Genomic DNA, 25,231 nt, shown 5'->3' with positions numbered 1-25,231 from the left:
CGGCCCAGTTCGAGCCCTGCCACGACCGGGACCCTGTCGCGTGCGGCGTGGCATCACGGAGAGCGTTCATTCATGCCAGGCCTGACCGCTGCGAAGACCGCCTCTCGTCCTCGGCGTGGCAAAGCGGCGCTGTTTGTGCTCCTGTGCGGTTGTGCCGGCGCGGCGCCCCACTGGGTGGAGCCGCCCCGCAACCTGCTGCCGGCGATCAGCCTCACCTTGCTGCTGGGCGCCTATGTGATCCGCACCGTGCTGTTCCGGCTCTGGAAACCCCAGCCGCCGGTGGCCCTCCCCGAGGCCTTGGACCACTGGCCCGACGTTGATGTGGTGGTGGCGGCGCGGGACGAGGAGGCGGTGATCGGGCGCCTGGTGGAGCGGGTGGCGCAGCTGAGCTACCCCGAAGGCCAGCTGCGTCTCTGGGTGGTGGACGACGGCAGCGAAGACCGCACAGCCGCGCTGTTGGAGGAGATCGGCAGCCGCCACTCCCTGCTCACGGTGCTGCGCCGTCCGCGCGATGCCGGTGGCGGCAAGTCGGGGGCGCTCAATGCCGTGCTGCCCCAGCTGCGCGGCCGCTGGATGCTGGTGCTGGATGCCGATGCCGGCATGCCGCGGGATCTGCTGCAGCGGCTGATTCCCTACGCAGAAGCGGGCAGCTGGGCGGCGGTGCAGCTGCGCAAGGCGGTGGTGGAAGCCGATCGCAACCTGCTCACCCAGGCCCAGGCGATGGAGATGGCCCTCGACACCGTGATCCAGCAGGGACGGCTGGCCTCCGGCGGTGTCCCCGAACTGCGTGGCAATGGCCAGTTGCTGCGGCGTGATGCCCTGGAAGCCTGTGGCGGCTTCAACGAAGCCACCGTCACCGACGACCTCGACCTGAGCTTCCGCCTGCTGCTGGGCGATTGCGGCATTGGCGTGCTCTGGGATCCGCCGGTGGAGGAGGAGGCGGTGCGCACCCTGCCCGCCCTCTGGCGGCAGCGGCAGCGGTGGGCCGAGGGGGGCCTGCAACGCTTCTTCGACTATTGGCCCAGCCTCGTGGCAGGCCCGCTGGCCCCTTCCCGCAAGCTGGATCTGGCGGCGTTCTTTCTGCTCCAGTACGCCCTGCCGGTGGTGTCGATCGCCGATCTGCTCACAGCCCTGGCCACCCGCACGCTGCCATCGATCTGGCCGCTGTCGATCGTGGCCTTCGGCCTCTCCGGGGCGGCGATCGTGGCCGGCTGCCGGCGCAGCAGCGAAGGCCCACCCCTGCCCAACATCAATCCCTTCACTGCCGCCCTGGGCATCGCCTATCTGGCCCACTGGTTCGTGGTGATTCCCTGGGTGGCGCTGCGCATGGCCCTGCTGCCGAAACGTCTCGTCTGGGCCAAGACGCTTCACGTGGGCGAGGCATCCGGCGAGGACAGCCACGAGGAAAGCGACGATCTCACCGGTGAGGCTGACCTCACCACCCAGGTCTCCTAGGGCTGGTTCGCCCCATCCTGCTGCCCTGGCACCGGCCCGTCGAACGCAACCACCTCACCGTTGAAGAAGTCCGCCAGGCGCCGCGCCTTGTCGTCGAGTGGCACGGGGGGTACAGGTGGACCGGGAGGTGTGGCCGTGGTGAGGCCTGCGGCCACCGCGGGTGCTGGAAGGCCAGCTGCAGCAACGGCAGCCATGGCAGTGGCAGCCCCAGCCATGGCCGTCACAGCAGCCCCAGGCCCTGAACCGGCGGCGGAGGACGCCTGAGCCGGCTGCAGCCCCGGTACAGGCGGTGTCACAGCAGCTGGCGGGGAGACCGTTCGCAACGGCATCGCCGTGGCGGCTTCCGCTCGCTGTGCCTGGTCCGGTCCCTGGCCCAGTCCCGGTGCCGCTGGTGCTGGCGTTGGCGCCCCTCCGCCCGGCACGGCCCCAGCGGGTGCCCCTGAAGCGTTAACGGTGGCACGCGGTGGACCTGGGGCGTCGGCGCTCTCCAGCACGAGCTGGCGGGGGGAGCCCAGCGCACTTTGCAGGGCCTTCTCCAGCAGCGGCAGGCGGCTCTGCACCATCGCCACCCAGTTGCCGCTGACCCGCACCACCGCGCGCTGGCCGTCGAGGCGCACCAGTGCCGCCTGCTGGGACAGGAGCATGCGGGTGGAGGGAAGCTCCAGGCTGGCCAGGATCTGTTGCCACAGCTCGGTGAGGTCGCTGCCGCCCCCTGGGCTGGAGGGCACTGGGTCTGGAGGAACCTGGGCTGCGGGCCCAGGCACGCCGGGCTCTGCGGCTGTAGGGCCATGCGCATGCGCAGCTGGCGCGCTGGGAACGGCTGGGGCCTGGGCGGGCGCAGCAGCTCCCGGCGAAACAGAAACCGGCGCGGCGGCGCTGCCCGTCGACGCTTCGGCCAGCAGGCCCAGCAGCAGAACTTCCAGCCACAGGCGCGGCTGCACGCTCTGGCGCAGTTGCTGTTCGCTGCCCTTGAGGCCGGCCTGCCAGCTCAGCAGCCGGGGGGTGGAGATGCGGGCTGCCAGCTCCGGCAGCTGCGGCCGGAACTGGGGGGAAAGGCTGCTCAACTCCAGGCGCCCGGGCGCGGCCGCGGCCACTGTGAGGTCGCGCAAGACCGAGGCCAACCCCTGCAGCACCGCCCCCGGGTCGCGGCCCCGCTCCAGCAGCTCGCGGCAGGTTTCCACCACGGCCAATGGCTCAGTGCCGGCGAGAGCCGCGGCCAGGGAGAGCAACTCCTGCTCCGGCACCGCCCCGAGCAGCTCCCAGACGGCGCTGGCCTCCACCGGGGCCGGCAGCAGGCTGAGCTGGTCGAGCAGGCTTTCGGCATCGCGCAGGCCGCCCTGGGCCCGCTGGGCCACCACATGCAGGGCCTCGGGCGTGATGCTGATCGCTTCAAGCCGGGCGATCTCGCCCAAGTGGGTTTCGATCGCTTCCAGCGGAATGCGGCGGAAATCGAAGCGCTGGCAACGGGACAGGATTGTGGGCAGCACCCGCTGCGGATCGGTGGTGGCCAGCACGAACACCACCCGCGGCGGTGGCTCCTCCAGGGTCTTGAGCAGCGCATTGAAGGCGGCGGTCGAGAGCATGTGGCACTCGTCGATCACGTAGACCTTCCAGCGGGCCTGCACCGGCGCGAAGCGCGAGCGTTCGATCAGTTCCCGGATGTTGTCGACCCCGGTGTTGGAGGCCGCATCGATCTCGATCACATCAAGGGCATTGCCCGCCGTGATTGAACGGCACAGCTCGCAGACGCCGCAGGGTTCGGGGGTGGGGCCGTCGGCGGCGATGCAGTTGAGCGAGCGGGCCAGGATCCGCGCGCTGGAGGTCTTGCCGGTGCCGCGTGGACCGCTGAACAGATAGGCGGGCGCGATCCGCCCCTGCCGCAGGGCGTTGCTGAGGGTGGCCACGATCGCCTGCTGCCCCACCAGCTGGTCGAAGCGCTGGGGACGGTACTTGTGATGGAGCGGCTGGTAGGCGCTGGCCTGGGTCATGGCGGGGTCCCCGACGGCCTGATCAGCGAGGTTACTGGGGGCTCCCGGTGCCCAGCAGACGCTCCAGCCGGCCTTCCAGTTCCTCCACCGCTTCCAGCTGATCGGCCAGGTTCTGGGCCTGCAGCCGGAGGCGGTCGAACTGGTCGCTGCTGCCGCCATTCCAGCGGGCTTCGGCCTGCTCCAGCTCCAGCTCCAGCCGCTGCTGCAGCTTCAGCCGCAGGGCATCGAGCTGCTCCAGGCTGCGGCGGGCCAGCTCGCGGCCGCGCTCCAGCTGGGTGCCGTCGATGGTCAGACCCTGGCGCAGCAGCAGGCGCACGGCCACCAGCAGGGCGGCGGGGATGAACTGACCCAGGGCCAGGGCGCCGAGGCTGCCGGTGCCCAGCCATCCCTCTACCTGGGAGCTGCGGTGCCGCCCGGTCTTGCACCAGCTGGCGAAATGCTCGCAGTTGTTGAACACCAGGTTGTAGCGCTGCTCGCCCAAGCGGCCCATGGCGCGCCGCAGGGTCACGCCCACCGGCGACACCTCCCCTTCCGGGTAGCTCACCACGCTGACCGCTTCGCCACGGGAGAAGTCGGCGAGCGGGCTGCGCAGGATCTGGCGGCCCTCCAGGTAGTGGGCCACCGTACCGTCGCCCAGATCGATGCCGTGGTGGTCGAACAGGCCGTGCTGGCGCGGCACCTGCAGATGGTCAGCCGTTGCCATGGCGGCTGTGCCTCAAGCGGATTCCTGTTTGTCGACCAGGCCGGGGTAGGGAAGAATCTTGGCGCGCGAGCGCTGCTCCACCAGCTCACGGGTGATCGTGAAGGTGGTGATCGCGTCGTTGGAGGGGATGTCGTACATCACATCGAGCATCAGTTCCTCGACGATGCCCCGCAGCGCCCGGGCGCCGGTGCGGCGGCGGTGGGCCTCCTGGGCGATCGCCTCGATGGCGCCGGCCTCGAACTCCAGCCGCACGTTGTCCATGCTCATCAGGGTCTGGAACTGCTTCACCAGCGCGTCGCGCGGCTCGGTGAGGATGGCTTCGAGGGAGCGGATGTCGAGCGGTTCGAGCACGGCGCTCACCGGCAGCCGGCCGATGAATTCGGGGATCAGGCCGTAGCGCACCAGGTCGTCGGGTTCGAGGTGGCGCAGCACGTGGGCCGCCTGCTGCTCCTTCTGGACGCGGCTGCGGCCGCGGCCGTCGCTGGGCAGAAAGCCGATCGAATTGCGACCCAGCCGCCGCTGCACCACATCCTCGAGGCCGGTGAAGGCGCCGCCGCAGACGAACAGGATCTGGCTGGTGTCGATCTGGATGCAGTCTTGGTAGGGGTGCTTGCGGCCGCCCTGCGGCGGAACGTTGGCCACCGTTCCCTCCAGCATCTTGAGCAGGGCCTGCTGCACCCCTTCGCCCGAGACATCCCGCGTGATCGAGGGGTTCTCGCTCTTGCGGGCGATCTTGTCGATCTCGTCGATATAGATGATGCCTCGCTGGGCCTGCTCCACATCCAGGTCGGCCTTCTGCAGCAGCCGCAGCAGGATGTTCTCCACGTCTTCGCCCACGTAGCCGGCTTCGGTGAGCGTGGTGGCGTCGGCCACCGCGAAGGGCACATCAAGAAGCTCGGCGAGCGTCTGGGCCAGGAGGGTCTTGCCGGAGCCGGTGGGGCCGATCAGCAGGATGTTGGATTTGTGCAGACGGGTGGCGAGATGGTCGGTTTCGCCCTGCCCATCTCCCTGCCAGGCGAGGCGTTTGTAGTGGTTGTAGACCGCCACCGACAGCACTTTCTTGGCTTCGTCCTGCCCCACCACCTGCCGGTCGAGGTAGGCCTTGATCTCCCGCGGCTTGGGGACGGTGGCAAGGGTGGGGGCCGGTTTTGTGCCCTTCCTGGGCGCAGGCTTGCGGCCGCTGTCGTGGTGGGTGCGGGGGCTTCCGGCCGTGTCCACCAGCTCTTCATCGAGAATCTCGTTGCAGAGATCGATGCATTCGTCGCAGATGTAAACGCCTGGTCCGGCGATCAGCTTCCGCACCTGTTCCTGCGATTTTCCGCAGAACGAGCACTTCAGATGGGCGTCGAACTTTGCCATCGCGTGGGATCCGGGAGCGGAGGAGGAACGCTGGAGGCCGGAACTCCAGATGGGGCCGGAATGACGGGGTCAGACGAAGGAGGCCGCACTGGCGCGGCTCAGGCCGGCATGGTGTCAGTGACGACACGGTCGATCAGCCCGTAGGTCACGGCTTCGTGTGGAGACAAAAAGTAGTCGCGGTCGGTGTCTTCGGCAATCTTTGCCAAGGGCTGGCCGGTGTGTTCGGCCATCAGTCCGTTCAAGGTGTCTTTGAGGAAAAGGATCTCCTTCGCCTGGATTTCGATGTCCACCGCCTGGCCCTGGGCTCCGCCCAACGGTTGGTGAATCATGATCCGGGCGCTTGGCAGCGCCATGCGCTTGCCCTTGGTGCCACCGGAGAGCAGGAAGGCCCCCATGCTCGCGGCCAGTCCGTAGCAGATGGTGACCACATCGGGGGCCACCTGCTGCATGGTGTCGTAGATGGCCAGACCTGCGGTGACCGAACCGCCGGGCGAGTTGACGTAGATCTGGATGTCCTTGTCGGGATCTTCCGCCTCCAGGAAGAGCAACTGGGCCACCAGCGAATCGGCCACGGCGTCGTCGATGCCGGTGCCGAGGAAGATGATCCGCTCGCGCAGCAGACGCGAGTAGATGTCAAACGCCCGCTCGCCCCTGCCGGATTGCTCCACCACCGTGGGGAGCACCCCCGGAGCGGCCTGGGGCCCCGCGCCGCTGAGGGCCATGGGTGGTTGACCCTGCCAGCGGTTCTGGATCGGATGGGGGCGGAAGGCGTCGATCACGCGGCCGTGGGGATGCAAGGGGAGATGGAGTCAATCTATGGCCGCTGCGCTTCAGCCCGCTGCGGCAGGAGGTTCGGTGGCGGCTTTGTCAGCTCCCTCGCTGGCTTGTGCGGCCGGCTCCGGCGCCTTCTCGGTGACGGTGCTGTTCGCCTCCAGCCACTCCAGCAGCTTCTCGCGCAGCAGGTCGTCGGCCACGGCCAGCCGCAGCCGCTCGGGGTCGATCTTGCTGGTGTCGCTGAAGCCCTTGCTCACCTCCTTCACCTTGGCGTCAATGACGGCCGGCTCCACCGCGATCGCTTCGGCCTCGGCCAGAGCCTGCAGGGCGAAGGTGCGCTTCAGCCGCTGCACCGCCTCAGGACGGGAGGTGTCCATCAGGCTGCGCACCAGCTCCTGGGTGAACAGCTTCTTGACGTCCATGCCCTGCTGAGCGATCTGGCTGGCCGTCTGCTCGATCAAGGAGCGCACTTCCTGCTGGATCAGACTTTCGGGCAGCTCCACCTCCAGCTGCTCCACCAGTGCATTGAGCAGGGCTTCCTGGCGGCCGTTGCGGGCGCGCCGTTCGGCGTCATCGCGCAGCCTGGTCTCCAGGTCGGCCCGCATCTCGGCCACGGTGGCCTTGTCACTGGCTTCCTGGGCGAAGGCGTCGTCGAGGGCGGGCAGTTCGCGGGTCTTGAGGTCGCTGAGCGTGATCGCGAAGCTGGCGGCCCGGCCGCGCGCGTCTTCCTGGGGGTAGTCGTCGGGGAACTGGCAGCTGACCTGGCGCTCCTCGCCGATGGTCATGCCGAGGATGCCTTCCACGAATCCGGGGATCATGCGGCCATCGTCGAGCTCCACCTCCAGGGCTTCGGCGGTACCGCCCACGATCGGCTCACCGGTGTCGGCGTAGCTGCCGCTGAAGCTCACCATCGCCACATCGCCGTTGGCGGCGGGCCGGCCTTCCACCGGCACCAGGGTGGCCCGCTGGCGGCGGGATTGCTCGATCAGTTCATCGATGCGGGCCGGGTCGAAACTGACCGCTTCCGCTTCGGCCGTCAGGCCAGTGGTGGCCTTCAGGCTGGGGGTGGGCTGCACATCAAGTTCCAGGGTGAGCACCAGGGCATCACCGGGGTTGAAGCGCTCCAGCAGCGCCTCGAAGCCTTCGCTCAGTTCAGGGCTGCTGAGTGCCTCGATCTTTTCCTGAGCGAGCGCATCGCGCCAGACGCTGTCGACCAGGTCTTCCAGGGCGGTGGCGCGGATCCGCAGCGGACCGATCTGCTGCAGCAGCACTGGGCGCGGCACCTTTCCGGGCCGGAACCCCGGCAGGCGCACGCTGCGGCTCAGCTTGTTGACCGCCGCTTCGTAGCTGGCCTGGGAACGGCCGCCAGGGATCTCCACTTCCAGGGCCAACCGGCTGCCGGGGAGGGGGCTGGTCTTGACCTTCAAAGCAGAGCTCATGGACGAACCGGCTGGACCGGCGGGGCAGGGCAGCTCCCGATACTAGAAACTCGCCTCTCCCCCCCCTATGGACCGTGCAGAGGCCGCCCCAGGCAGGCCCATCCTTGTTCGCCAAAGCGATGGGGTCCGGGTAAGGTGATCGGGACGACAAACAGATCCATATCCCCATCCGGTTCGACGCCGGCTGGAAACGCTCTTCTCGTAAAGCCCGAGTCCAGGCCGTTTCCACCCCGTCTGAATCGCCGCGCTTGCTGCACAGAGTTTTCACACCCCCCGCTCCCCTCACCGTTCCCTTTTCGTCTGTCTTCATTTCCCTCGCTTCGTCGGTCGGCCCACTCCGTTCTCTTTCCAAGCGCTCGTTGCAAGGCCCGGCCGCTGCCTCCTGATCCGTTTCGGCTCCACCCCGTCTGAATCCATTTTCGTTACTGCTCCGTTCTCCCCCGCCACGTTGTCCACCGCACCATCCGCCTCCTTCCTGAACCGCCAGCCGCTCACCGTCGCCGTACTCGGCGCCACCGGTGCGGTGGGCTGTGAACTGCTTGAGCTGCTGGAGGAACGCCAGTTCCCGGTGGCCGAGCTGCGCCTGCTGGCCTCCCCCCGCTCCGCTGGCCGCAGCCTCACCTGGCGGGGCGAGTCGCTCACCGTCCAGCCGGTCGCCCCGGACGCCTTCGAAGGGGTGGACCTGGTCCTGGCCTCTGCGGGCGGCTCCATCTCCCGGCAGTGGGCGCCAGTGGCGGTGGCGGCCGGCGCCGTGGTGATCGACAACTCCAGCGCGTTCCGCCTGGATGAGGATGTGCCGCTGGTGGTGCCCGAAGTGAATCCGGCGGCGGCGTTCGCCCACCGGGGCATCGTGGCCAACCCCAACTGCACCACGATCCTGCTCACCCTGGCCCTGGCTCCTCTTCAGGCCCGGCGTCCGATCCGGCGTGTCGTGGTGAGCACCTACCAATCGGCCAGCGGCGCGGGAGCCCGGGCGATGGAGGAGCTGCGCGCGCTCAGCCGCACCGTGCTCGATGGTGGCCAGCCCGTGAGCACGGTGCTGCCCCACTCGCTCGCCTTCAACCTCTTCCTGCACAACTCGCCGCTGCAGGGCAACGGTTACTGCGAGGAGGAGCTGAAGATGGTCAATGAAACCCGCAAGATCATGCAGCTGCCGCAGCTGCGCCTCACCGCCACCTGCGTGCGCGTGCCCGTGCTCAGGGCCCATTCGGAGGCGGTGAACATCGAGTTCGAAGAGCCCTTCCCCCCCGAGGAGGCCCGTGCCCTGCTGGCGGCGGCACCCGGTGTGGAGCTGATCGAGGATTTCGATGCCAACCGTTTCCCCATGCCCACCGATGTGACCGGCAGGGATCCTGTGGCGATCGGTCGGCTGCGCCAGGACATCAGCGATCCACATGCGCTGGAGCTCTGGCTCTGTGGTGATCAGATCCGCAAGGGGGCCGCGCTCAACGCCATCCAGATCGCCGAGCTGCTGTTCGACCCGTCCCGCCAGCCCCCAGGTGGCAGGGCCGAGCCCTCCGCGGCAACACCATCCCGCGCGCAATCCCTTGCAGGAGGTGCCGGTTGACACTGGTTGCCGCGCCTTTCGGCCGGGTGCTCACCGCCATGGTCACGCCGTTCGCGGCCGATGGCTCCCTTGATCTCGATCTGGCTGCCCGCCTGGCGGTGCACCTGGTCGCCCATGGCTCCGACGGTCTGGTGGTGTGCGGCACCACCGGCGAATCCCCCACGCTCAGCTGGGATGAGCAGCATCAGCTGTTCCAGGCTGTGAAGGAGGCGGTGGGACCCGGCGCCAAGGTGCTCGCCGGCACCGGCAGCAACTGCACGGCCGAGGCCGTGGAGGCGATCTCCCAGGCGGCCGCGCTCGGTGCCGACGGTGCCCTGGTGGTGGTGCCTTACTACAACAAACCGCCCCAGGAGGGGCTCGAGGCCCACTTCCGGGCCGTCGCCAGCGCCGTGCCGGAGCTGCCGATCATGCTTTACAACATCCCCGGCCGCACTTCCTGCAGCCTGGCCCCGGAGACCACCGAGCGGCTGATGGATCTGCCCAACGTGGTGAGCTACAAGGCCGCCAGTGGCAGCACCGACGAAGTCACCCAGCTAAGGGTCCGCTGTGGCTCGGCCCTGGCGATCTACAGCGGCGACGATGCCCTCACCCTGCCGATGCTGGCGCTCGGGGCTGTGGGTGTGGTGAGCGTGGCCAGCCATCTGGTGGGCCCCCGGATCCGGCAGATGATCACCGCCTTCCATGCCGGCGACCATGCCACCGCCCAGGCGCTGCACGAGCAGATGATGCCGCTGTGCCGGGCGCTGTTCTCCAGTACCAATCCGATCCCGGTCAAGGCCGCCCTGCAGCTCGAAGGCTGGCCCGTGGGCGCCCCCCGACTTCCTCTTGTTTCTGCCGACAGCGATGTGCGCGAACGATTGACCACGGCCCTGGCCGCCCTGCGTCCCACGTGACGCCAAGGCTCCCCTCCGGCATGGCCTCGCCCGGAACTCCTGCTTCAGCTTCACCGCACCAGACCACAACATCTGCTCCACGGCTCCATTCCCCTTCGTTCCGGATCTGATCCGGAGACACCCCTGATGACCTCAAGCACCAACGGCAAACAACCCTGTCTCCGAGTGATTCCCCTCGGCGGCCTGCACGAGATCGGCAAGAACACCTGCGTGTTCGAGTACGGCGATGACCTGATGCTGGTGGATGCCGGCCTCGCCTTCCCCAGCGACGGCATGCACGGCGTGAACGTGGTGCTCCCCGACACCAGCTATCTGCGCGAAAACCAGAAGCGCATCCGCGGCATGATCGTGACCCACGGTCACGAAGATCACATCGGTGGCATTCCGCATCACCTCAAGAACTTCAACATCCCCGTGATCTACGGGCCGCGGCTGGCGATGTCCATGCTGCAGGGGAAAATGGAGGAGGCAGCGGTCACCGATCGCACCGTCATCCAAACCGTGAGCCCCCGCGATGTGGTGAAGGTGGGGCAGCATTTCAAGGTGGAGTTCATCCGCAACACCCACTCGATCGCTGACAGCTTCAGCCTTGCGATCACAACCCCCGTGGGCGTGGTGGTGTTCACCGGCGATTTCAAGTTCGACCACACCCCGGTGGATGGCGAATACTTCGACATCCAGCGCATGGCCCATTACGGCGAGCAGGGCGTGCTCTGCCTGTTCAGCGACTCCACCAATGCCGAGATTCCCGGCTTCACCCCGCCCGAGCGGGCTGTGTTCCCGAATCTGGACCGACACTTCGCCAATGCCGAAGGGCGGGTGATCGTCACCACCTTCGCCAGCTCGGTGCATCGGGTGTCGATGATTCTGGAGCTGGCCATGAAGCACGGCCGCAAGGTGGGCCTGCTGGGCCGCTCCATGCTCAACGTGATCGCCAAGGCGCGCGAGCTGGGCTATATCCGCTGCCCCGATGAGCTGTTCGTACCGATCAAGCAGATCCGTGATCTGCCCGACCGTGAAACCCTGCTGCTGATGACCGGCAGCCAGGGTGAACCCCTCGCTGCCCTGAGCCGCATCTCCCGTGGCGAGCACCCGCAGGTGCAGGTGAAATCCACCGACACGATCATCTTCTCGGCCAGCCCGATCCCCGGCAACACCATCTCAGTGGTGAACACCATCGACCGGCTGATGATGATGGGGGCGAAGGTTGTGTACGGCAAAGGCGAGGGCATCCACGTGTCCGGACACGGTTGCCAGGAGGATCACAAGTTGATGCTGGCGCTTACCCGGCCGAAGTTCTTCGTGCCCGTGCACGGTGAGCACCGCATGCTCGTATGCCACTCCAGGACGGCCCAGTCGATGGGGGTCCCCGCCGACAACATCCTCATCATCGACAACGGCGATGTGGTGGAACTCACCCCCGACCGCATCCACAAAGGGGAACCGGTGAAGGCCGGCATTGAGCTGCTCGATGCCTCCCGCAACGGCATCGTCGACGCTCGTGTGCTCAAGGAGCGCCAGCAGCTGGCTGAAGACGGGGTGATCACCCTGCTCACCGTGATCAGCACCGATGGCGTGATGGCGGCCCCGCCGCGGGTGAACCTGCGCGGCGTGGTCACCACAGCCGATGCCCGCAAGCTCTCGGTCTGGGCCGAGCGTGAGATCACCTGGGTGCTGGAGAACCGCTGGAATCAGCTCTCCCGCAACAGCGGCGGCAAGGCACCCGATGTGGATTGGGTGGGCGTGCAGCGCGAGATCGAAGTGGGGCTGCAGCGCCGGCTGCGCCGCGAGCTGCAGGTGGAGCCGCTGATCATCTGTCTGGTCCAGCCTGCTCCTGGTGGCACGCCCGCCTACAAGGGCCGCGCCGAAGCCGAGCCCGACACCCGGCCGGCTCCCCGCACGGTGCGGCACCAGAGCCGCGAGGTGGTGCGGGATGGTGCGGTGCGCACGGCCCCGGCGGCTGCCGCCACGCCAGCTCGTCAACTCGCCGTGGCCGCACCAGCGGCCGCCGTCGCCAAGGAGGAGCCTCAGGCAGAGCGCCGCGAGGAACCTGAAATGCCCGCCAACCGGGTGCGCCGCCGCCGTTCCACCGCCGCGGGCTGACGCCGCTGCCGGGTGGTGCTGGGCCTCAGTCCAGCACCACCCGCAGCAGTCCTTTCATCAGCTCCGCTTCCTCTTCGGGGCTGATTTCCAGCGGAGGCAGGGACGTGAGCCCCGCATCGGCGGTCCAGCGGGTTGCCGGCGTGGTGTCTTCCACCACCCGCACGTTCACGGTCTCGATGGGGGGCGGGACCGGCAGCACCGTGTCGATCGCCAGTCTGCTGCTGCCGGAGGCCGCACCCTGGGCAGAGCCGCCCTTCGGGGTCGTGGGCATGAACGGCAGCGAGCTGTACGCGCTTGCCTCGAGGTCGAGCAGCTCTGCCTCCTCGTCGTCCCCGTTACCGCTCAGCCAGGGCATGGCGGCGTTGCCGCCGATCTTTGGCTTGGCCGGTCGATCAGCAACATGCCCCGGCTCGGACTCACTGGCCTGTTGTTGCAACGCCTTCTCGGTGAGCTCCACCCCCTGCGCCGCCAGGTCGCGGTAGATGGGGTCGAGGGCGTTGTCGAGCACGTTGTGGTACAGCTGCCCGGCGCGTAGCGGCTGCTGCAGCCCATAGAAATTGATGTGACCGAGCAGCAGCTTGAGGCGGAGCACCTGGGGACGGTTCCCCGTGCCCTCCACTTCCTTCATCAACGCTTCGGCGCCGGACAGGGCTTCGTCGTAGCGACCCTGGCTGTAGGCCAGCTCCACAACGCCGTAGTTGCGATCGAAGCTGGCCTGATCGAACACTTCGGACATCAGTGGGGGGTGGCGTGGAGGGTCGAAGCCGATGCTGGATCGGTGCGGCTGACTGACCGCTCCAGTGTGAGCGTTGCGCGCCCCCACACCAGCCGCCAGCCCTCGGCAAGATCCAGGCTGCCAGCCCCGCGCTCCGGCGGCAACCGCTGCCTCAGACGCTCCAGCTGGGAGCTCAGCGGCCCGGAGCCCGTTTCCCGCTCGATCCAGTGGTGCAGCACCACCCGCTGAGTGGCCGCCGACAGACCGGCAAGGGCGGCACGCCTGAGCGTGCGGGGGCTGTCAGGCTCGCTGAGCGCTGCGATGCTGAGGGCCAGCAGCTCGCTCTGCAGCGCCTGGCCGTGCTCCAGCCGTTCGGCCAGGGCGTTCATGCGCCGGCTGGCCCCGGGATGCAGCTCCTCCAGCACCGGCAGCACCTGATGGCGGATGCGGTTGCGGCTGAAGCGAGGATCCGTGTTGCTGGAGTCGGGCCACACGGGCAGGCCACGGTCTGCGCAGAACCGCTCCGTTTCTTGACGCATCAGCCCCAGCAGCGGCCGGGCGATCTGAACAGTGCCGCTGCTGGGACGCAGGCGTCTCAGGCTCGCCAGGCCCCGCAGATGGGTGCCGCGGGCCAGGTGCAGAAGCATGGTTTCGGCGCGGTCGCTGGCGGTGTGGCCCGTGGCCACCCGGCGGCAACCCAGCCCCAGCGCCTGGTGCTGCAGGCAGTGGTAACGCCATTCCCGTGCCTCCGCTTCCGAGGCCAGCGCTCGGTCAGGGGTGGCCAGCTCCAGCGGCAACTGCTGCTGCCTGGCCCAGGTGGCAAGCTCCCGGGCCTGGCTGCTGGCTTCGGGGCGCCAGCCGTGATCGCCGTGCCAGAGATGGAGTTGCCAGTGGTGCAGGCGGCGCAGGTCGAGCAGCAGCCCGGTCATCGCCATCGAATCCTGCCCGCCGGAAACCGCCAGCAGCAGCCGCTCCCCCGGTGGCAGCAGCTCGGGCTGCAGCAGCAGGGTGCGGTGCAGGCGCAGGTGAAGAGGGCTCCACGGGGAGGCGGCAGCTGGCGGCTCCCCGTGCATGGCGGGTGGGACAATGCCAGTCATCCGCTGCCCCCGCCGATGTCCCGTCTTGCCAGTCTGCCCGCTGCTCTGCAAGCTTCGCTGGCCTCGCGGCGGATGCTGAAGGTGATCGCGGGCCTCACCAATCGCGACACGGCCTCGGTGGCGGCGGTGAGCCGGGCGGCGGGCGCTGGCGGCGCCGACCTGATCGACGTGGCCTGTGACCCCGAGCTGGTCCGGCTGGCGACGGCGGCCTCCGGTCTGCCGATCTGCGCCTCGGCGGTCGACCCCGAGCTGTTCCCCGCGGTGGTCGCCGCCGGCGCCGCCATGGTGGAGATCGGCAATTTCGATGCCTTCTATCCGCTGGGCCGCCGCTTCGGTGCCGAGGAGGTGATCGCCCTCACCCGCCGCACCCGGCAGTTACTTCCCGACGTGGTGCTGTCTGTCACCGTCCCGCACATCCTGCCGCTGGACCAGCAGGAGCAGCTGGCAGTGGCCCTGGCCGCCGAAGGCGCTGACATCATCCAGACCGAAGGCGGCACCAGTGCCCTCCCCCACAGCGCCGGCATCCTCGGCCTGATCGAGAAGGCGGCACCCACCCTGGCGGCGGCCCACACGATCAGCCGCGCCGTCCCCCTGCCGGTGCTGTGCGCCTCCGGCCTCTCGGCCGTCAGCCTGCCGCTGGCGATCGCCGCCGGCGCCAGCGGCGTGGGCGTGGGCTCGGCCATCAACCGCCTCCACGACGACCTGGCGATGGTTGCGGTGGTGCGCAGCCTGCGCGAGGCGCTCAACGGCGTTCCGGCAGCCGTTCATTGATCCGATTGGCTGTCTGGCCAAAGCTGGTTGCCGCCACGGTTGCTTCGCCTGTCTCCTGGGCCATGAAGGAATGTGCCCAGCGCCCTATCCACCCCCTGGTGTGGTGGATAGGGTTCAGTGTCCGCATCTTTGACGCATGGGAGCCTTTGTCTGGCTGCTGCAGTGGCCCATCCGCGCCGGCATCCTGCTGATCGTGGCGGCTCTCCCCCTGGGGGTGGAGATGTCCAGCTTCGGGACGGCCATGCTCTCTGCTGTGGTGATCGGCCTGCTGGGCACCCTGCTGGTGTGGCCGCTGAAACTGCTGCTCGCTCTCCCCTGGGCGGTCACCAGCCTGGGTGGATTGATCGCCCCGGTGACCTTCCTGTTCAACTGGCTGATCACGATCATCCTGTTCGCCTTGGCGGCGTGGCTGATCCAGGGCTTCCGGCTGCGCGGTGGAGCGGTGAGTGCGATCTTCGGCGCCCTGGCCTACAGCATCCTCAGCACCTTGATTCTCGGCCTGCTGGGCCTCAATGTGAGCTTCACCCGTGCAGGTCTGCTGGCCGGGGCCGGCCTCAGCTGAAAACTGGCGGGCGCTGGGCGGCTCTCCGCCGCTTCACCCCTTGCGGCTTCCTTAGGATCAGGTGCTACCGGCAGGCCTGGCCTGGCATCCGAGCGGCATGCCCCGTTATCAGCTCACAGCCCCTTACGAACCCAAGGGGGATCAACCGACCGCCATCGAGACCCTCACCCGCGGCGTGGAGCAGGGGCAGCGCTTTCAGACCCTGCTGGGCGCCACCGGAACGGGCAAGACCTTCTCGATCGCGAATGTGATCGCCCGCACCGGCAGACCCGCCCTGGTGCTGGCCCATAACAAGACATTGGCGGCGCAGCTGTGCAACGAACTGCGCGAGTTCTTTCCAGAGAACGCCGTTGAGTATTTCATCTCCTATTACGACTACTACCAGCCCGAAGCCTACGTTCCTGTTTCTGATACCTACATCGCCAAGACGGCCTCGATCAACGAAGAGATCGACATGCTGCGGCACTCCGCCACCCGTTCGCTGTTCGAGCGCCGCGATGTGATCGTGGTGGCCTCGATCAGCTGCATCTATGGCCTCGGTATCCCCTCGGAATACCTCAAGGCGGCGGTGAAGTTCCAGGTGGGGGAGACGCTCAATCTGCGCGGCTCGCTGCGGGAGCTGGTGAACAACCAGTATTCCCGCAATGACCTGGAGGCGGGCCGCGGCCGCTTCCGGGTGAAGGGCGATGTGCTGGAGATCGGCCCCGCCTATGAAGACAGGCTCGTGCGGATTGAGCTGTTCGGGGATGAGGTGGAGGCGATCCGCTACGTGGACCCCACCACCGGTGAGATATTGCAGAGCCTGGAGGCGGTGAACATCTACCCCGCCAAACACTTCGTGACCCCAAAAGATCGGCTCGAAGTGGCGATCGACGCGATCCGCACGGAGCTACGCGATCGTCTCGAGGTGCTGCATGCGCAGGGCAAGCTGCTGGAGGCCCAGCGCCTCGAGCAGCGCACCACCTACGACCTGGAAATGCTCAAGGAAGTGGGCTACTGCAACGGCGTGGAGAACTACGCCCGCCACCTCGCGGGCCGCCAGGCCGGCACTCCGCCCGAATGCCTGATCGATTACTTCCCCGACGACTGGCTGCTGGTGGTGGATGAAAGCCACGTCACCTGCTCCCAGCTGCATGCCATGTACAACGGCGACCAGGCACGCAAGCAGGTGCTGATCGACCACGGCTTTCGCCTGCCCAGCGCCGCTGACAACCGCCCGCTCAAGGCGGAGGAGTTCTGGGAAAAGGCCCGCCAGACCATCTTCGTGTCCGCCACTCCGGGGCAATGGGAGATGCAGCAGAGCGAGGGCCACATCGCCCAGCAGGTGATTCGCCCCACCGGCGTGCTGGATCCGATCGTGGAGGTGCGCCCCACCGAGGGGCAGGTGGATGATCTGCTGGCTGAAATCCGGGTGCGGGCGGAGCGCTCGGAGCGCAGCCTGATCACCACGCTCACCAAGCGCATGGCGGAGGATCTCACCGATTACCTGGCCGAAAATGGGGTGCGGGTGCGCTATCTCCACTCCGAGATCCACTCGATCGAGCGCATCGAGATCATCCAGGATCTCCGCAATGGCGCGTTCGATGCTCTGGTGGGTGTGAATCTGCTGCGCGAAGGGCTCGATCTTCCGGAAGTGTCGCTGGTGGCGATTCTCGATGCCGATAAGGAAGGCTTCCTGCGGGCAGAACGCTCCTTGATCCAGACGATCGGCCGCGCCGCCCGCCATGTGAGTGGGGTGGCGTTGCTCTATGGCGACAACCTCACGGATTCGATGGCGAAGGCTATTTCCGAAACCGAGCGACGGCGTGCCATCCAGCATGCCTACAACGAAGAGCACGGCATCACCCCCACCCCCGCCGGCAAGCGGGCCGGCAACTCGATCCTGGCCTACCTGGAGGTGTCCCGCCGCCTCAACGACGATCAGCTGGAGCAGGCTGTGGAGCTGGCTGTTCACAACGAAGCCCCGCTCGAAGCGCTTCCGGAGCTGATCACCCAGCTGGAGGAAAAGATGAAAACGGCCGCCAAGAACCTCGACTTCGAAGAAGCGGCCAACCTGCGCGATCGCATCAAGCAGTTGCGTCAGAAACTGGTGGGTCATCACTGAGCCCTGCTGCGATCAGCTGGTCAACGCCCGGAGGCCTTCAGCACGGTTTTGATCGTTTTGGCGAGGATCAGCAGATCCAGCCAGATGCTGCCGTTGCGCAGGTAGTAGAGGTCGTAGCTGAGCTTCAGCTGCGCATCTTCCACGCTGGAGCTGTAGGGCATGTTCACCTGGGCCCAGCCGCTCAGGCCCGGGCGGATCCAGTGCCGCAGCCGGTAGTGGGGGATGCGCTGCTCCAGCTCCCCTTCCAGCTCCGGCCGCTCCGGCCGTGGGCCGATCAGGCTCATCTCGCCGCGCAGCACGTTCAGCAGCTGGGGCAGTTCATCGAGGCGGGTGCGCCGCAGCCACACACCCACCGGGGTGATGCGTTGATCATTGGGCTCCGACCACCTGGCCCCGCCCAGTTCCGCCTGTCGCACCATCGAGCGCAGCTTGATCACCTCAATGGCTTTGCCCATCAGGCCAGAGCGACGCTGGCGGTAGAACACAGGTCCGCCATCGCCCAGGTGGATCAGGGCTGCAGCCGGCAGCAGCAGCGGCGCAGCCAGCAGCAGCAGCAGCAGGCTGATGGCCACATCGGCGAAGCGCTTGAGCTGCCTCTCCACCGTGGGCTGACGCCCTTCGATCCGCCCGGAGAACAGCAGCCATTGGTGGCCCACCCACTGCGGCGGGATGCGTTGCAGCTCCTGCTCGGCCATCTCGGCCAGGGTGGTGAGTGGCCCGCCCAGCCAGGCCAGCTGCTCCGCCTGCCGCATCAGGGCGGGGTCGGCCTGCACACCCGGGCTGAGGGCGATGCCATCCAGCCCGCCCGGCAGCTTTTCACGGTCCATGGGATGGCCGTCCACCGGCGACGCCTGGGCGCGCGCATCCTGGATGGCCAGTGCCGGTCTCCCCGCCTGGTGCCCCCACTCCCGCTCGATCGCCGCGATTTCCTCCGGCAGCGCCAGCACCCGCCAGTGGTCGTTGCCGGGGTGGCTGGAGACCTGCCGGATCGCCAGCCGCACCAAGGCGCTCCACAGGGCCAGCAACACGAACAGCGGGATGAGGCTGCCGCGGTGCAGCACGGCCACAGCCGGGCCTGCCCGCACCAACCAGCCCAGCAGGGCGGCGGCACTGAGCGACACCGCGCTCGTGACCCCGAGCCGCAGGGCCAGGCGCATGCGGCGCATGTCGGCGCGGCGCAGCACGGTGTACGAACCGAACAGCCAGCCGAAGGTCCAGTAGAGCAAGACCAGGATCAGCAGCAGGCCGGCGCTCGGATCGCTCGGCGCCTGGCGCGCCCGGCCGATCAGCAACGCCAGCACGATGAGGCCGGCGGCATCCAGCCCCGCCGCCAGGGCCAGCCATCGACGGGTGGAGAGCCAGTGCACCTAGGCGTCTGCGGGGAGGGCGGCGTCGTGGCTGGCGGGAGCCTCGCTGCCTTGCGCCTGATGGCTGGACTCGCCGCCCAGCGCGAAGCAGGCGTGCACGGCCTGCAGGGCCTTCACCCCGTCGTCTTCGGCCACCACACAGCTGGTGCGGATCTCGCTGGTGGCGATCATCTCGATGTTGATGCCCGCTGCCGCCAGGGCCCGGAACATGCGGCCCGCCGTGCCGGGTGTGCAGGGCATGCCGGCGCCCACAGCGCTGACCCGGGCGATGGCGCTGCCCTGCTCGAAGCTCGCTTCCGGCCACTGCAGCAGCAGCGGTTGCAGTGCCTGGCGGGCCCGCGCCAGATCCTCCCGTCGCAGCGTGAAGCTCATGTCGCGGCTGCGGGTGGGCCCTTCCCCGCGGGTGCGCTCCGACTGCACGATCGTGTCGAGGCTGATGCCCGCATCCGCCAGGCTGCGGCAGACGGCGGCGGCGGTGCCGGGCCGATCGGGCACCTGCCGCACGGCCACCTGGGCCTGATCCCGGTCGAGGGCCACGCCGCGCACAGCGGGATCGTTGACCCTGCAGGGCAGCGGGTTCTGGCGCAGCTGGTGCTCCTGCAGCTCGAACACTTCGGCGGCGGCCCGCAGGGCCCTGTGGCCCTGGCTGCCGTCCACCAGGCAACTCACCTTCACCTCGCTGGTGGCGATCATGCGCAGGTTGATCCCGTAGCGCGCCAGGGTGTCGAACAGGCGCGCGGCAATGCCCGGCCGCCCCATGATCCCGGCTCCGGAGATGCTCAGCTTGGCCAGGCCCGCCTCGCTGCTCAGGGCCGTGTCGTCGGCCTGGAGATCGCCGAGCAGAGCGCGGCACACCGTGAGTGAGGCCTCCAGCTGATCCTCCGCCACGGTGAAGGCGATGTCGTTGGTAGTGCCGTCATGGGTCGATTGCACGATCAGATCCACGTTCAGGCCGGCGGCCGAGAGGGCCTCGAACAGCAGGGCGGCCACACCGGGTCGGTCGGGCACGCGGGTGAGGGCCAGCACCGCCTGGTGCTCCTCGAGATCGGCGCCATCGACGGGACGGCCCAGTTCCAGCCCACCGCTGCCGATCGGGCGCGGCGGGCCACTGGTGAGCCGGGTGCCGGGGGCCTCGCTCCAACTGGAGCGCACCACCAGCGGCACGCCGTAGTTGCGGGCGATCTCCACCGCCCGTGGGTGCAACACCGAGGCGCCGAGGCTGGCCAGCTCCAGCATCTCGTCGCAGCTCACCTGCTCCATCAGCTGGGCATCCGCCACCTTGCGGGGGTCGGTGGTGAGCACGCCCGGCACATCGGTGTAGATCTCGCACACCGAGGCCGCCAGCGCCGCCGCCAGCGCCACGGCCGAGGTGTCGGAGCCGCCGCGGCCCAGGGTGGTGATCTCCGGCGTACCGGCGCTGCCGCTGCTGGTGCCCTGGAAGCCTGCCACCACCACCACCTGGCCCTCCTCCAGCAACCGCTCGATCCGGTCGGTGCGCACCTCCAGGATCCGCGCGCGCCCGTAGGACGATTCAGTGACGATCCCCACCTGGGCGCCGGTCATCGACACGGCCGGCACGCCGATCGCCTGCAGCGCCATCGCCAGCAGGGCGATCGACACCTGCTCACCGGTGGCCAGCAGCATGTCCATCTCCCGCTGGGGAGGGGTGGTGGTGATCGCCCGGGCCAGGCCGGTGAGTTCGTCGGTGGTGTGGCCCATGGCCGACACCACGATCACCAGATCGTGGCCCTCCTCGCGGCTGGCGGCGATGCGACGCGCCACGGCCTGCAGGCGTTCCACGCTGCCGACGGAGGTGCCCCCGAACTTCTGAACCAGCAGGGCCATCCCGGTGCGCGCGCGAACGGTGGATCGGTCCTGATTATCGGAGGGGGGCTGACAGGAACCCATCGCGGAAGGCGTCGCCGGCTTCGGTGCCCCGTTTGAGCGCCGCCTCCACCTCCAGCAACTGCCCCAGCAACCGCAGCAGCCGCTCCGCCGACCGTCCGCGCAACTGCTTGCGCAGCACGTAGATGCGCCTGGGGTTGCCGATGCCGGCCGCCTTGGCGATCACGGCCACGTCCTGTTCGCCCTGGGCGTCCAGCAGGCTCACCCACACCCAGCCCCGCAGCTGGCCGGCCAGCGTGGCCACGATCCGCAGCGCCGGTTCGCCCGCCCGCACCAGCTCGTCCACCAGGGCGATGGCCTCGCCGGCGTCCCCGCGCAGCAGCGCTTCCCCCACCGCCAGGCTGCTGGTGCTGTGGCCCGCCACCAGCGCCGCCACCGCCGCGCCGTCGATCGGGCGCTCACCGCAGAACACGGCGAGCTTCTCCAGCTCGCTGGCCAGGCGGGCGCTGTCGCTGCCGATCGCACCCGCCAGCGCTTCGATCGCCACCGGCGTGGCCGTCAGGCCCAGGGAGCGGGCAGTGCTGCGCACCAGTTCCAGCTGGCCCTCTCCATCCCACACCGCCGGCAGCATGAAGCTGCGTTCCTTGGCGATCGCCTTGAGGGCTTTGGTGGTGCGCAGGCGTGCGTCCGGTTTGCCTTCGCTTACCAGCACCAGGTGGCTGGTGGCGGGGATCAGCTCCAGGCTGGCCTCCAGCTGCGTGGCCAGCTCCGCCGGACAGGTGTGGCAGAAGGGGCTGCGCTGCAGCACCACCACCCGGTCACCGCCGCCGAACGGGCCGGTGCGCGCCTCGATCAGGGCCTGGCCGGCCTGGGCCGTGTCGTTGCCATCAAGCCGGCTGAGGTTGATGCTCTGCCAGACCGGATCCACTGACGCGGTGATCAGCTCCTCCACCGCCCGCTGACGGCTGGCCTCGTCGTCGCCCCAGTAGAGATGGATCGGCATCGGGGCAGGCCGTGGACCATCCGATCTTCACCGAAAGCGTGCGGCGGATCCGGGGCTGGCTGGGGCCCACCGGTCTTGACCCCGTGCAACAGGAGGTGCTCGAGCGCCTGGTGCACAGCAGTGGCGATCTGGCCATTGCGCCGGAGCTGCGCTTCAGCCCGGGCGCCTGCGTCGCCGGCCTGGCGGCCCTGGCGGCCGGGGCGCCGATCCTCACCGATACCGCGATGGCGGCGGCGGCGGTGACCCCGATGGCCCGCCGCAGCTTCGGCAACCCGGTGCACAGCGTGCTGGCCTGGGCGCCGGCGCTGGCCCCTGAAGGCAGCACCCGCACCGCTGCGGGGATGGCCCCGGCCCTGGCGGCCCTGCCGGGGGCGGTGGTGCTGATCGGCAGTGCCCCCACCGCGCTCGAACGGTTGCTGGAGCTGGTGGCCGCCCCCGAGCCGGTCGCGGGCGTGGTGCCGCCGGCGCTGGTGATCGGCATGCCGGTGGGCTTTGTGGGGGTGGCCGAGAGCAAGCGCCACCTGGCCGCCAGCGGCCTGCCCCAGATCCGGCTGGAGGGCAGCAAGGGGGGGGCGGGTCTGGCGGCGGCGGCGGTGAACGCCCTGCTGCGGCGCGCCTGGCTGGACCGCGCCTGAGGCCTTCCCTAGGCCGCCACCTGCAGCCCCACCACCACGTGGCTGTTGGCCTCGATCCGTCCGAGCACCTGGCGGGCGCGGCGCACCACCTGCTGGGGCACCCCGGCCAGGCGGGCCGCCTCGATGCCGTAACTGCGGCTGGCGCCGCCGGGACGCACCTGATGCAGGAACACCAGCTGATCGCCGGTTTCCTCCACCAGCACCTGGAAGTTCGCCACGTTCGGGAGCAGCTCGGCCAGCTCGTTGAGCTCGTGGTAGTGGGTGGCGAACACCGCCCGCGCCCGCAGGCCGTCGGCCAGGTGCTCCGCCACCGCCCAGGCGATCGAGAGGCCGTCGAAGGTGGCAGTGCCGCGCCCGATCTCATCGAGCAGCACCAGAGAGCGATCGGTGGCGTGGTGCAGGATGTTGGCCGTTTCGGCCATCTCCACCATGAAGGTGGACTGGCCGGTGGCGAGGTCATCCACGGCGCCGACCCGGGTGAAGATGCGGTCGCAGAGGCCGAGACGGGCGCGGCTGGCGGGAATCCAGCTGCCGATCTGGGCCATCAGCTGCAGCAAGCCCGTCTGGCGCAGATAGCAGCTCTTGCCACTGGCGTTCGGCCCGGTGAGCACCACCAGATCGGGCTGGTCCGCCTCGCCCAGGTGGATGCCATTGGCGGTGAAGGGCTCCTCCACCAGCAGCTGTTCCACCACGGGATGGCGGCCGGCCTCGATCCAGAGGCTGCGGTCGCCGGTGAGCTCGGGGCGGCAGTAGCCGCAGGTGGCGGCCACCTCAGCCAGCGAGGCGATCGCATCGAGGCGGGCCACGCGCCGGGCGGCGCTGCGGATCGGCGCGGCCAGGGCGCCGACGGCGGCGCGCAGCTCGCTGAACAGTTCGTACTCCCGCTGGGCGGCGCGAGCCTGGAGCTGCAGGATGCGGCCCTCGCGCGCCTTGAGTTCGGGCGTCACGAAGCGCTCCTCGTTGGCGAGGGTCTGGCGCCGGATCCAGTGCTCGGGCACCCGTGTGGCCCGGGCCCGGCTCACCGAGAGGAAATAGCCGAAGGTGCGGTGAAACTGCACCCGCAGCGAGGGGATGCCGCTGCGTTGCCGCTCCGCTTTCTCCTGCTCCACCAGCCAGGCCTGCTGGTCGTCGAGCCGGTTGCGCAGCCCATCGAGTCGCGCGTCGACGCCGTCGTGGATCAGCCCCCCTTCCGTGAGGCTCAGTGGCGGGGTGTCCTGCAGGGTGTGACGCAGCTGCTCCACCAGCACCGCCAGTTCGGGCGGCGGTTCGCGCAGGGCCGCCAGGGGCTCGCTGCGCGCCGCCGCCAGCAACGCCGCCAGCCGCGGCAGCCGCTCGAGGCCATCGGCGAGGGCCACCAGATCCCGGGCCGAGGCAGTGCCCGCACCGGCCCGCCCCGCCAGCCGCTCCAGATCGCCCATCGGCCGCAGCAGACGGCGCAGGGCCAGCCGCAGCCCGCGCTGCTCCACCAGCTCACTCACGCCCTCCTGACGGGCGTGGATGGCGGCGCGGTCCATCAGCGGCGCCTCCAGCCAGCGACGCAGGGCCCGGCCGCCCATGGCGGTCATGGTCCGATCGAGGGCCCACAGCAGCGAGCCGTGGAACTGGCCGTCGCGCTGGGTGCGGGTGATCTCCAGGTTGCGCCGCGTCTGGGCATCGAGCACCAGCTGATCGCCGGCGAAGCGGAGGCTGGGTGGATCGAGGGGCACCACGCCGGCGGCGGTGCTCTGGGCGCCGGCCTGGTTGTCGTCGAGGTAGCGCAGCAACCCGCCCGCCGCCCGCAGGGCCAGGGGCGCCTCCGCCAGCCCGAGACCGTCGGTGGTGGCAAGCCGAAAGCGCTGCAGCAGTGTGCGCCGCGCCTCCGGCAGGCTGAACGGCGTGCGCGCCAGCCGGGTGAGGTGCAGGGCCGGTGGGCACCAGGCCGGCTTGGCGGCGGTGCCGTCCGGGTACGCCGCGGCGTCGGGATCGGGCCAGATCAGCTCGGCCGCCTCCAGTTGCAGCAGTTCCTGGTGCAGGGCATCGCTCCCCTGCCGTTGGCTGAGGCGGAACTCGCCGGTGCTCACATCGGCCACCGCCAGCCCCCAGTCGCCCTGCTCCAGCACCACCGCCGCGAGCCAGTTGTTACGCCGGGCGGCCAGCATCCCCTCCTCCAGCACGGTGCCGGGGGTCAGCACGCGGGTGATGTCGCGCTTCAGCAGCGCCCCCTTGGCGGCAGTGGTCTCCAGCTGGTCGCAGAGAGCGACGCTCAGACCGCGGCGCACCAGCTCACTGCAGTAGCGCTCGGCGGCGTGGTGGGGGATGCCGGCCATCGGCACCCGGCCGATCGCCTTGCCGGCGTCCTTGCCCGTGAGCGTGAGCTCCAGCAGGCGGGACAGCTGAATCGCGTCCTCGAAGAAGCACTCGAAGAAGTCGCCGAGGCGGTAGAGCAGCACCCGCTCGGGGTGGGCGCGCTTGAGCTCGGCGTAGTGCCGCAGCATCGGCGGCAGGGCTTCCGCCGCCACCAGGCTGTGGTGATGCCAGCGTGGCTGGTCCTCCGCCAACACGTCCTGCGGGCTGGCTTCGCCGGCGGCGCTGGCAGGGGCTTCGTCGGTGTCGGGATCGGTGGAGAGGCTGCGGCGCGAGTGGGCCCGGGGCCGGGCGGCAGCGGCGGCGGCGAGGGCGCCATCTTCCAGGTCGAGATCGCCCGGGCTGCTGCTGCCTCCTTCGCCCTGTGCGGTTGCGGGCTCGGCGGCGCCGAACAGACTGCCCTGCAGCGCCTCCTCAGGCACCAACGAGAGCTGGCGATCGGCGTCGGCGCCCACGGGCGGCTCCTGGCTGCAGCGATGGTAGGGGCCCCGGGCCAGCTGCTCCCCAC

At 69.2% G+C, this 25,231-nt stretch carries 19 protein-coding genes; 8 read left to right on the top strand and 11 right to left on the bottom strand.

All coding sequences use genetic code 11. The features are described 5' to 3' along the window. Positions 1–81: 81 nt before the first annotated feature. Complete coding sequence (locus CJZ80_RS05855; RefSeq protein ID WP_369803000.1) at positions 82–1,455, top strand: glycosyltransferase family 2 protein; 1,374 nt, start codon at positions 82–84, stop codon at positions 1,453–1,455. Here CJZ80_RS05855 and CJZ80_RS05850 read toward each other — a convergent pair. From CJZ80_RS05850 to tig, 5 genes are all read right to left on the bottom strand, one after another. After that, complete coding sequence (locus tag CJZ80_RS05850) at positions 1,452–3,443, bottom strand: DNA polymerase III subunit gamma/tau (RefSeq protein ID WP_094511146.1); 1,992 nt, start codon at positions 3,441–3,443, stop codon at positions 1,452–1,454. The two genes, CJZ80_RS05855 and CJZ80_RS05850, sit on opposite strands and share 4 nt — an antisense overlap. Before the next feature lie 31 nt (positions 3,444–3,474). Continuing rightward, positions 3,475–4,146: a lecithin retinol acyltransferase family protein gene (locus CJZ80_RS05845; RefSeq protein WP_094511145.1), complete on the bottom strand. Its 672-nt coding sequence runs from the start codon at positions 4,144–4,146 to the stop codon at positions 3,475–3,477. A gap of 12 nt (positions 4,147–4,158) precedes the next feature. After that, positions 4,159–5,505 carry an ATP-dependent protease ATP-binding subunit ClpX gene (clpX, locus tag CJZ80_RS05840; RefSeq protein WP_094511144.1) on the bottom strand — a complete coding sequence of 449 codons (1,347 nt, stop codon included), beginning with the start codon at positions 5,503–5,505 and terminating at the stop codon, positions 4,159–4,161. A 98-nt stretch (positions 5,506–5,603) separates the two neighbouring features. Further along, on the bottom strand, positions 5,604–6,284 hold the full coding sequence (gene clpP / locus CJZ80_RS05835) for an ATP-dependent Clp endopeptidase proteolytic subunit ClpP (RefSeq protein ID WP_094511511.1): 681 nt from the start codon (positions 6,282–6,284) through the stop codon (positions 5,604–5,606). Between the two features lie 51 nt (positions 6,285–6,335). Beyond that, entirely contained in the window at positions 6,336–7,718 is a 1,383-nt protein-coding gene (tig, locus tag CJZ80_RS05830; RefSeq protein ID WP_094511143.1) for a trigger factor, read from the bottom strand. Positions 7,719–8,166: 448 nt separating this feature from the next. Here tig and CJZ80_RS05825 point away from each other — a divergent pair, with 448 nt between their 5' ends. The 3 genes from CJZ80_RS05825 (at position 8,167) to CJZ80_RS05815 (ending at position 12,281) form a co-directional block, all read left to right on the top strand. After that, the gene (locus CJZ80_RS05825; protein WP_094511142.1) at positions 8,167–9,285 is read left to right on the top strand and encodes an aspartate-semialdehyde dehydrogenase; all 1,119 of its coding nucleotides are present in this window, start codon (positions 8,167–8,169) and stop codon (positions 9,283–9,285) included. Further along, complete coding sequence (gene dapA, locus CJZ80_RS05820; protein WP_094511141.1) at positions 9,282–10,178, top strand: 4-hydroxy-tetrahydrodipicolinate synthase; 897 nt, start codon at positions 9,282–9,284, stop codon at positions 10,176–10,178. Before CJZ80_RS05825 ends, dapA begins: the two co-directional genes overlap by 4 nt. Before the next feature lie 126 nt (positions 10,179–10,304). Beyond that, positions 10,305–12,281 carry a ribonuclease J gene (locus CJZ80_RS05815; RefSeq protein ID WP_094511140.1) on the top strand — a complete coding sequence of 659 codons (1,977 nt, stop codon included), beginning with the start codon at positions 10,305–10,307 and terminating at the stop codon, positions 12,279–12,281. A 25-nt stretch (positions 12,282–12,306) separates the two neighbouring features. On the opposite strand, the gene CJZ80_RS05810 is transcribed toward CJZ80_RS05815, so the two are convergent. Further along, positions 12,307–13,017 carry a hypothetical protein gene (locus tag CJZ80_RS05810; RefSeq protein WP_094511139.1) on the bottom strand — a complete coding sequence of 237 codons (711 nt, stop codon included), beginning with the start codon at positions 13,015–13,017 and terminating at the stop codon, positions 12,307–12,309. Beyond that, complete coding sequence (tilS, locus tag CJZ80_RS05805) at positions 13,017–14,093, bottom strand: tRNA lysidine(34) synthetase TilS (protein WP_233132857.1); 1,077 nt, start codon at positions 14,091–14,093, stop codon at positions 13,017–13,019. Before tilS ends, CJZ80_RS05810 begins: the two co-directional genes overlap by 1 nt. 15 nt (positions 14,094–14,108) lie before the next feature. Between tilS and CJZ80_RS05800 the strand changes: the two genes are divergently transcribed. The 3 genes from CJZ80_RS05800 to uvrB all read left to right on the top strand — a co-directional run bounded on the left by CJZ80_RS05800 (position 14,109) and on the right by uvrB (position 17,530). After that, positions 14,109–14,864, top strand: coding sequence for a DUF561 domain-containing protein (locus CJZ80_RS05800; RefSeq protein WP_094511137.1), 756 nt, complete (start codon positions 14,109–14,111; stop codon positions 14,862–14,864). A gap of 136 nt (positions 14,865–15,000) precedes the next feature. Continuing rightward, the gene (locus CJZ80_RS05795; protein ID WP_094511136.1) at positions 15,001–15,426 is read left to right on the top strand and encodes a phage holin family protein; all 426 of its coding nucleotides are present in this window, start codon (positions 15,001–15,003) and stop codon (positions 15,424–15,426) included. A gap of 97 nt (positions 15,427–15,523) precedes the next feature. Then, positions 15,524–17,530 carry an excinuclease ABC subunit UvrB gene (gene uvrB / locus CJZ80_RS05790; protein WP_094511508.1) on the top strand — a complete coding sequence of 669 codons (2,007 nt, stop codon included), beginning with the start codon at positions 15,524–15,526 and terminating at the stop codon, positions 17,528–17,530. Positions 17,531–17,550: 20 nt separating this feature from the next. On the opposite strand, the gene CJZ80_RS05785 is transcribed toward uvrB, so the two are convergent. The 3 genes from CJZ80_RS05785 to holA are packed head-to-tail and all read right to left on the bottom strand — an operon-like array spanning position 17,551 to position 21,745. After that, positions 17,551–18,897 carry an exopolysaccharide biosynthesis polyprenyl glycosylphosphotransferase gene (locus CJZ80_RS05785; protein ID WP_094511135.1) on the bottom strand — a complete coding sequence of 449 codons (1,347 nt, stop codon included), beginning with the start codon at positions 18,895–18,897 and terminating at the stop codon, positions 17,551–17,553. Beyond that, positions 18,898–20,742, bottom strand: coding sequence for an aspartate kinase (locus CJZ80_RS05780; RefSeq protein ID WP_094511134.1), 1,845 nt, complete (start codon positions 20,740–20,742; stop codon positions 18,898–18,900). Between the two features lie 34 nt (positions 20,743–20,776). Next, on the bottom strand, positions 20,777–21,745 hold the full coding sequence (gene holA, locus CJZ80_RS05775; RefSeq protein WP_094511133.1) for a DNA polymerase III subunit delta: 969 nt from the start codon (positions 21,743–21,745) through the stop codon (positions 20,777–20,779). 11 nt (positions 21,746–21,756) lie between these two features. On the opposite strand from holA, the gene CJZ80_RS05770 reads away from it, so the two are divergent. After that, positions 21,757–22,380, top strand: a complete 624-nt coding sequence (locus tag CJZ80_RS05770; protein WP_094511132.1) for a precorrin-8X methylmutase — start codon at positions 21,757–21,759, stop codon at positions 22,378–22,380. An 8-nt stretch (positions 22,381–22,388) separates the two neighbouring features. Here the strand turns inward: CJZ80_RS05770 and mutS are convergent, their stop codons facing one another. After that, the gene (gene mutS / locus CJZ80_RS05765) at positions 22,389–25,178 is read right to left on the bottom strand and encodes a DNA mismatch repair protein MutS (protein ID WP_233132856.1); all 2,790 of its coding nucleotides are present in this window, start codon (positions 25,176–25,178) and stop codon (positions 22,389–22,391) included. Between the last annotated feature and the right edge of the window lie 53 nt (positions 25,179–25,231).

It is taken from the genome of Synechococcus sp. MW101C3 (assembly GCF_002252635.1).
Classification (GTDB): domain Bacteria; phylum Cyanobacteriota; class Cyanobacteriia; order PCC-6307; family Cyanobiaceae; genus MW101C3.
This window is presented reverse-complemented; position numbering and strand designations above follow the sequence as displayed.

Bases quoted from the DNA above. Each gene is read 5' to 3' on its own strand.
- CJZ80_RS05850 (WP_094511146.1), bottom strand. From the start codon at position 3,443: ATGACCCAGGCCAGCGCCTACCAGCCGCTCCATCACAAGTACCGTCCC.
- CJZ80_RS05845 (WP_094511145.1), bottom strand. From the start codon at position 4,146: ATGGCAACGGCTGACCATCTGCAGGTGCCGCGCCAGCACGGCCTGTTC.
- clpX (WP_094511144.1), bottom strand. From the start codon at position 5,505: ATGGCAAAGTTCGACGCCCATCTGAAGTGCTCGTTCTGCGGAAAATCG.
- tig (WP_094511143.1), bottom strand. From the start codon at position 7,718: ATGAGCTCTGCTTTGAAGGTCAAGACCAGCCCCCTCCCCGGCAGCCGG.
- CJZ80_RS05815 (WP_094511140.1), top strand. From the start codon at position 10,305: ATGACCTCAAGCACCAACGGCAAACAACCCTGTCTCCGAGTGATTCCC.
- CJZ80_RS05810 (WP_094511139.1), bottom strand. From the start codon at position 13,017: ATGTCCGAAGTGTTCGATCAGGCCAGCTTCGATCGCAACTACGGCGTT.
- tilS (WP_233132857.1), bottom strand. From the start codon at position 14,093: ATGACTGGCATTGTCCCACCCGCCATGCACGGGGAGCCGCCAGCTGCC.
- CJZ80_RS05800 (WP_094511137.1), top strand. From the start codon at position 14,109: ATGTCCCGTCTTGCCAGTCTGCCCGCTGCTCTGCAAGCTTCGCTGGCC.
- CJZ80_RS05795 (WP_094511136.1), top strand. From the start codon at position 15,001: ATGGGAGCCTTTGTCTGGCTGCTGCAGTGGCCCATCCGCGCCGGCATC.
- uvrB (WP_094511508.1), top strand. From the start codon at position 15,524: ATGCCCCGTTATCAGCTCACAGCCCCTTACGAACCCAAGGGGGATCAA.
- CJZ80_RS05780 (WP_094511134.1), bottom strand. From the start codon at position 20,742: ATGGCCCTGCTGGTTCAGAAGTTCGGGGGCACCTCCGTCGGCAGCGTG.
- holA (WP_094511133.1), bottom strand. From the start codon at position 21,745: ATGCCGATCCATCTCTACTGGGGCGACGACGAGGCCAGCCGTCAGCGG.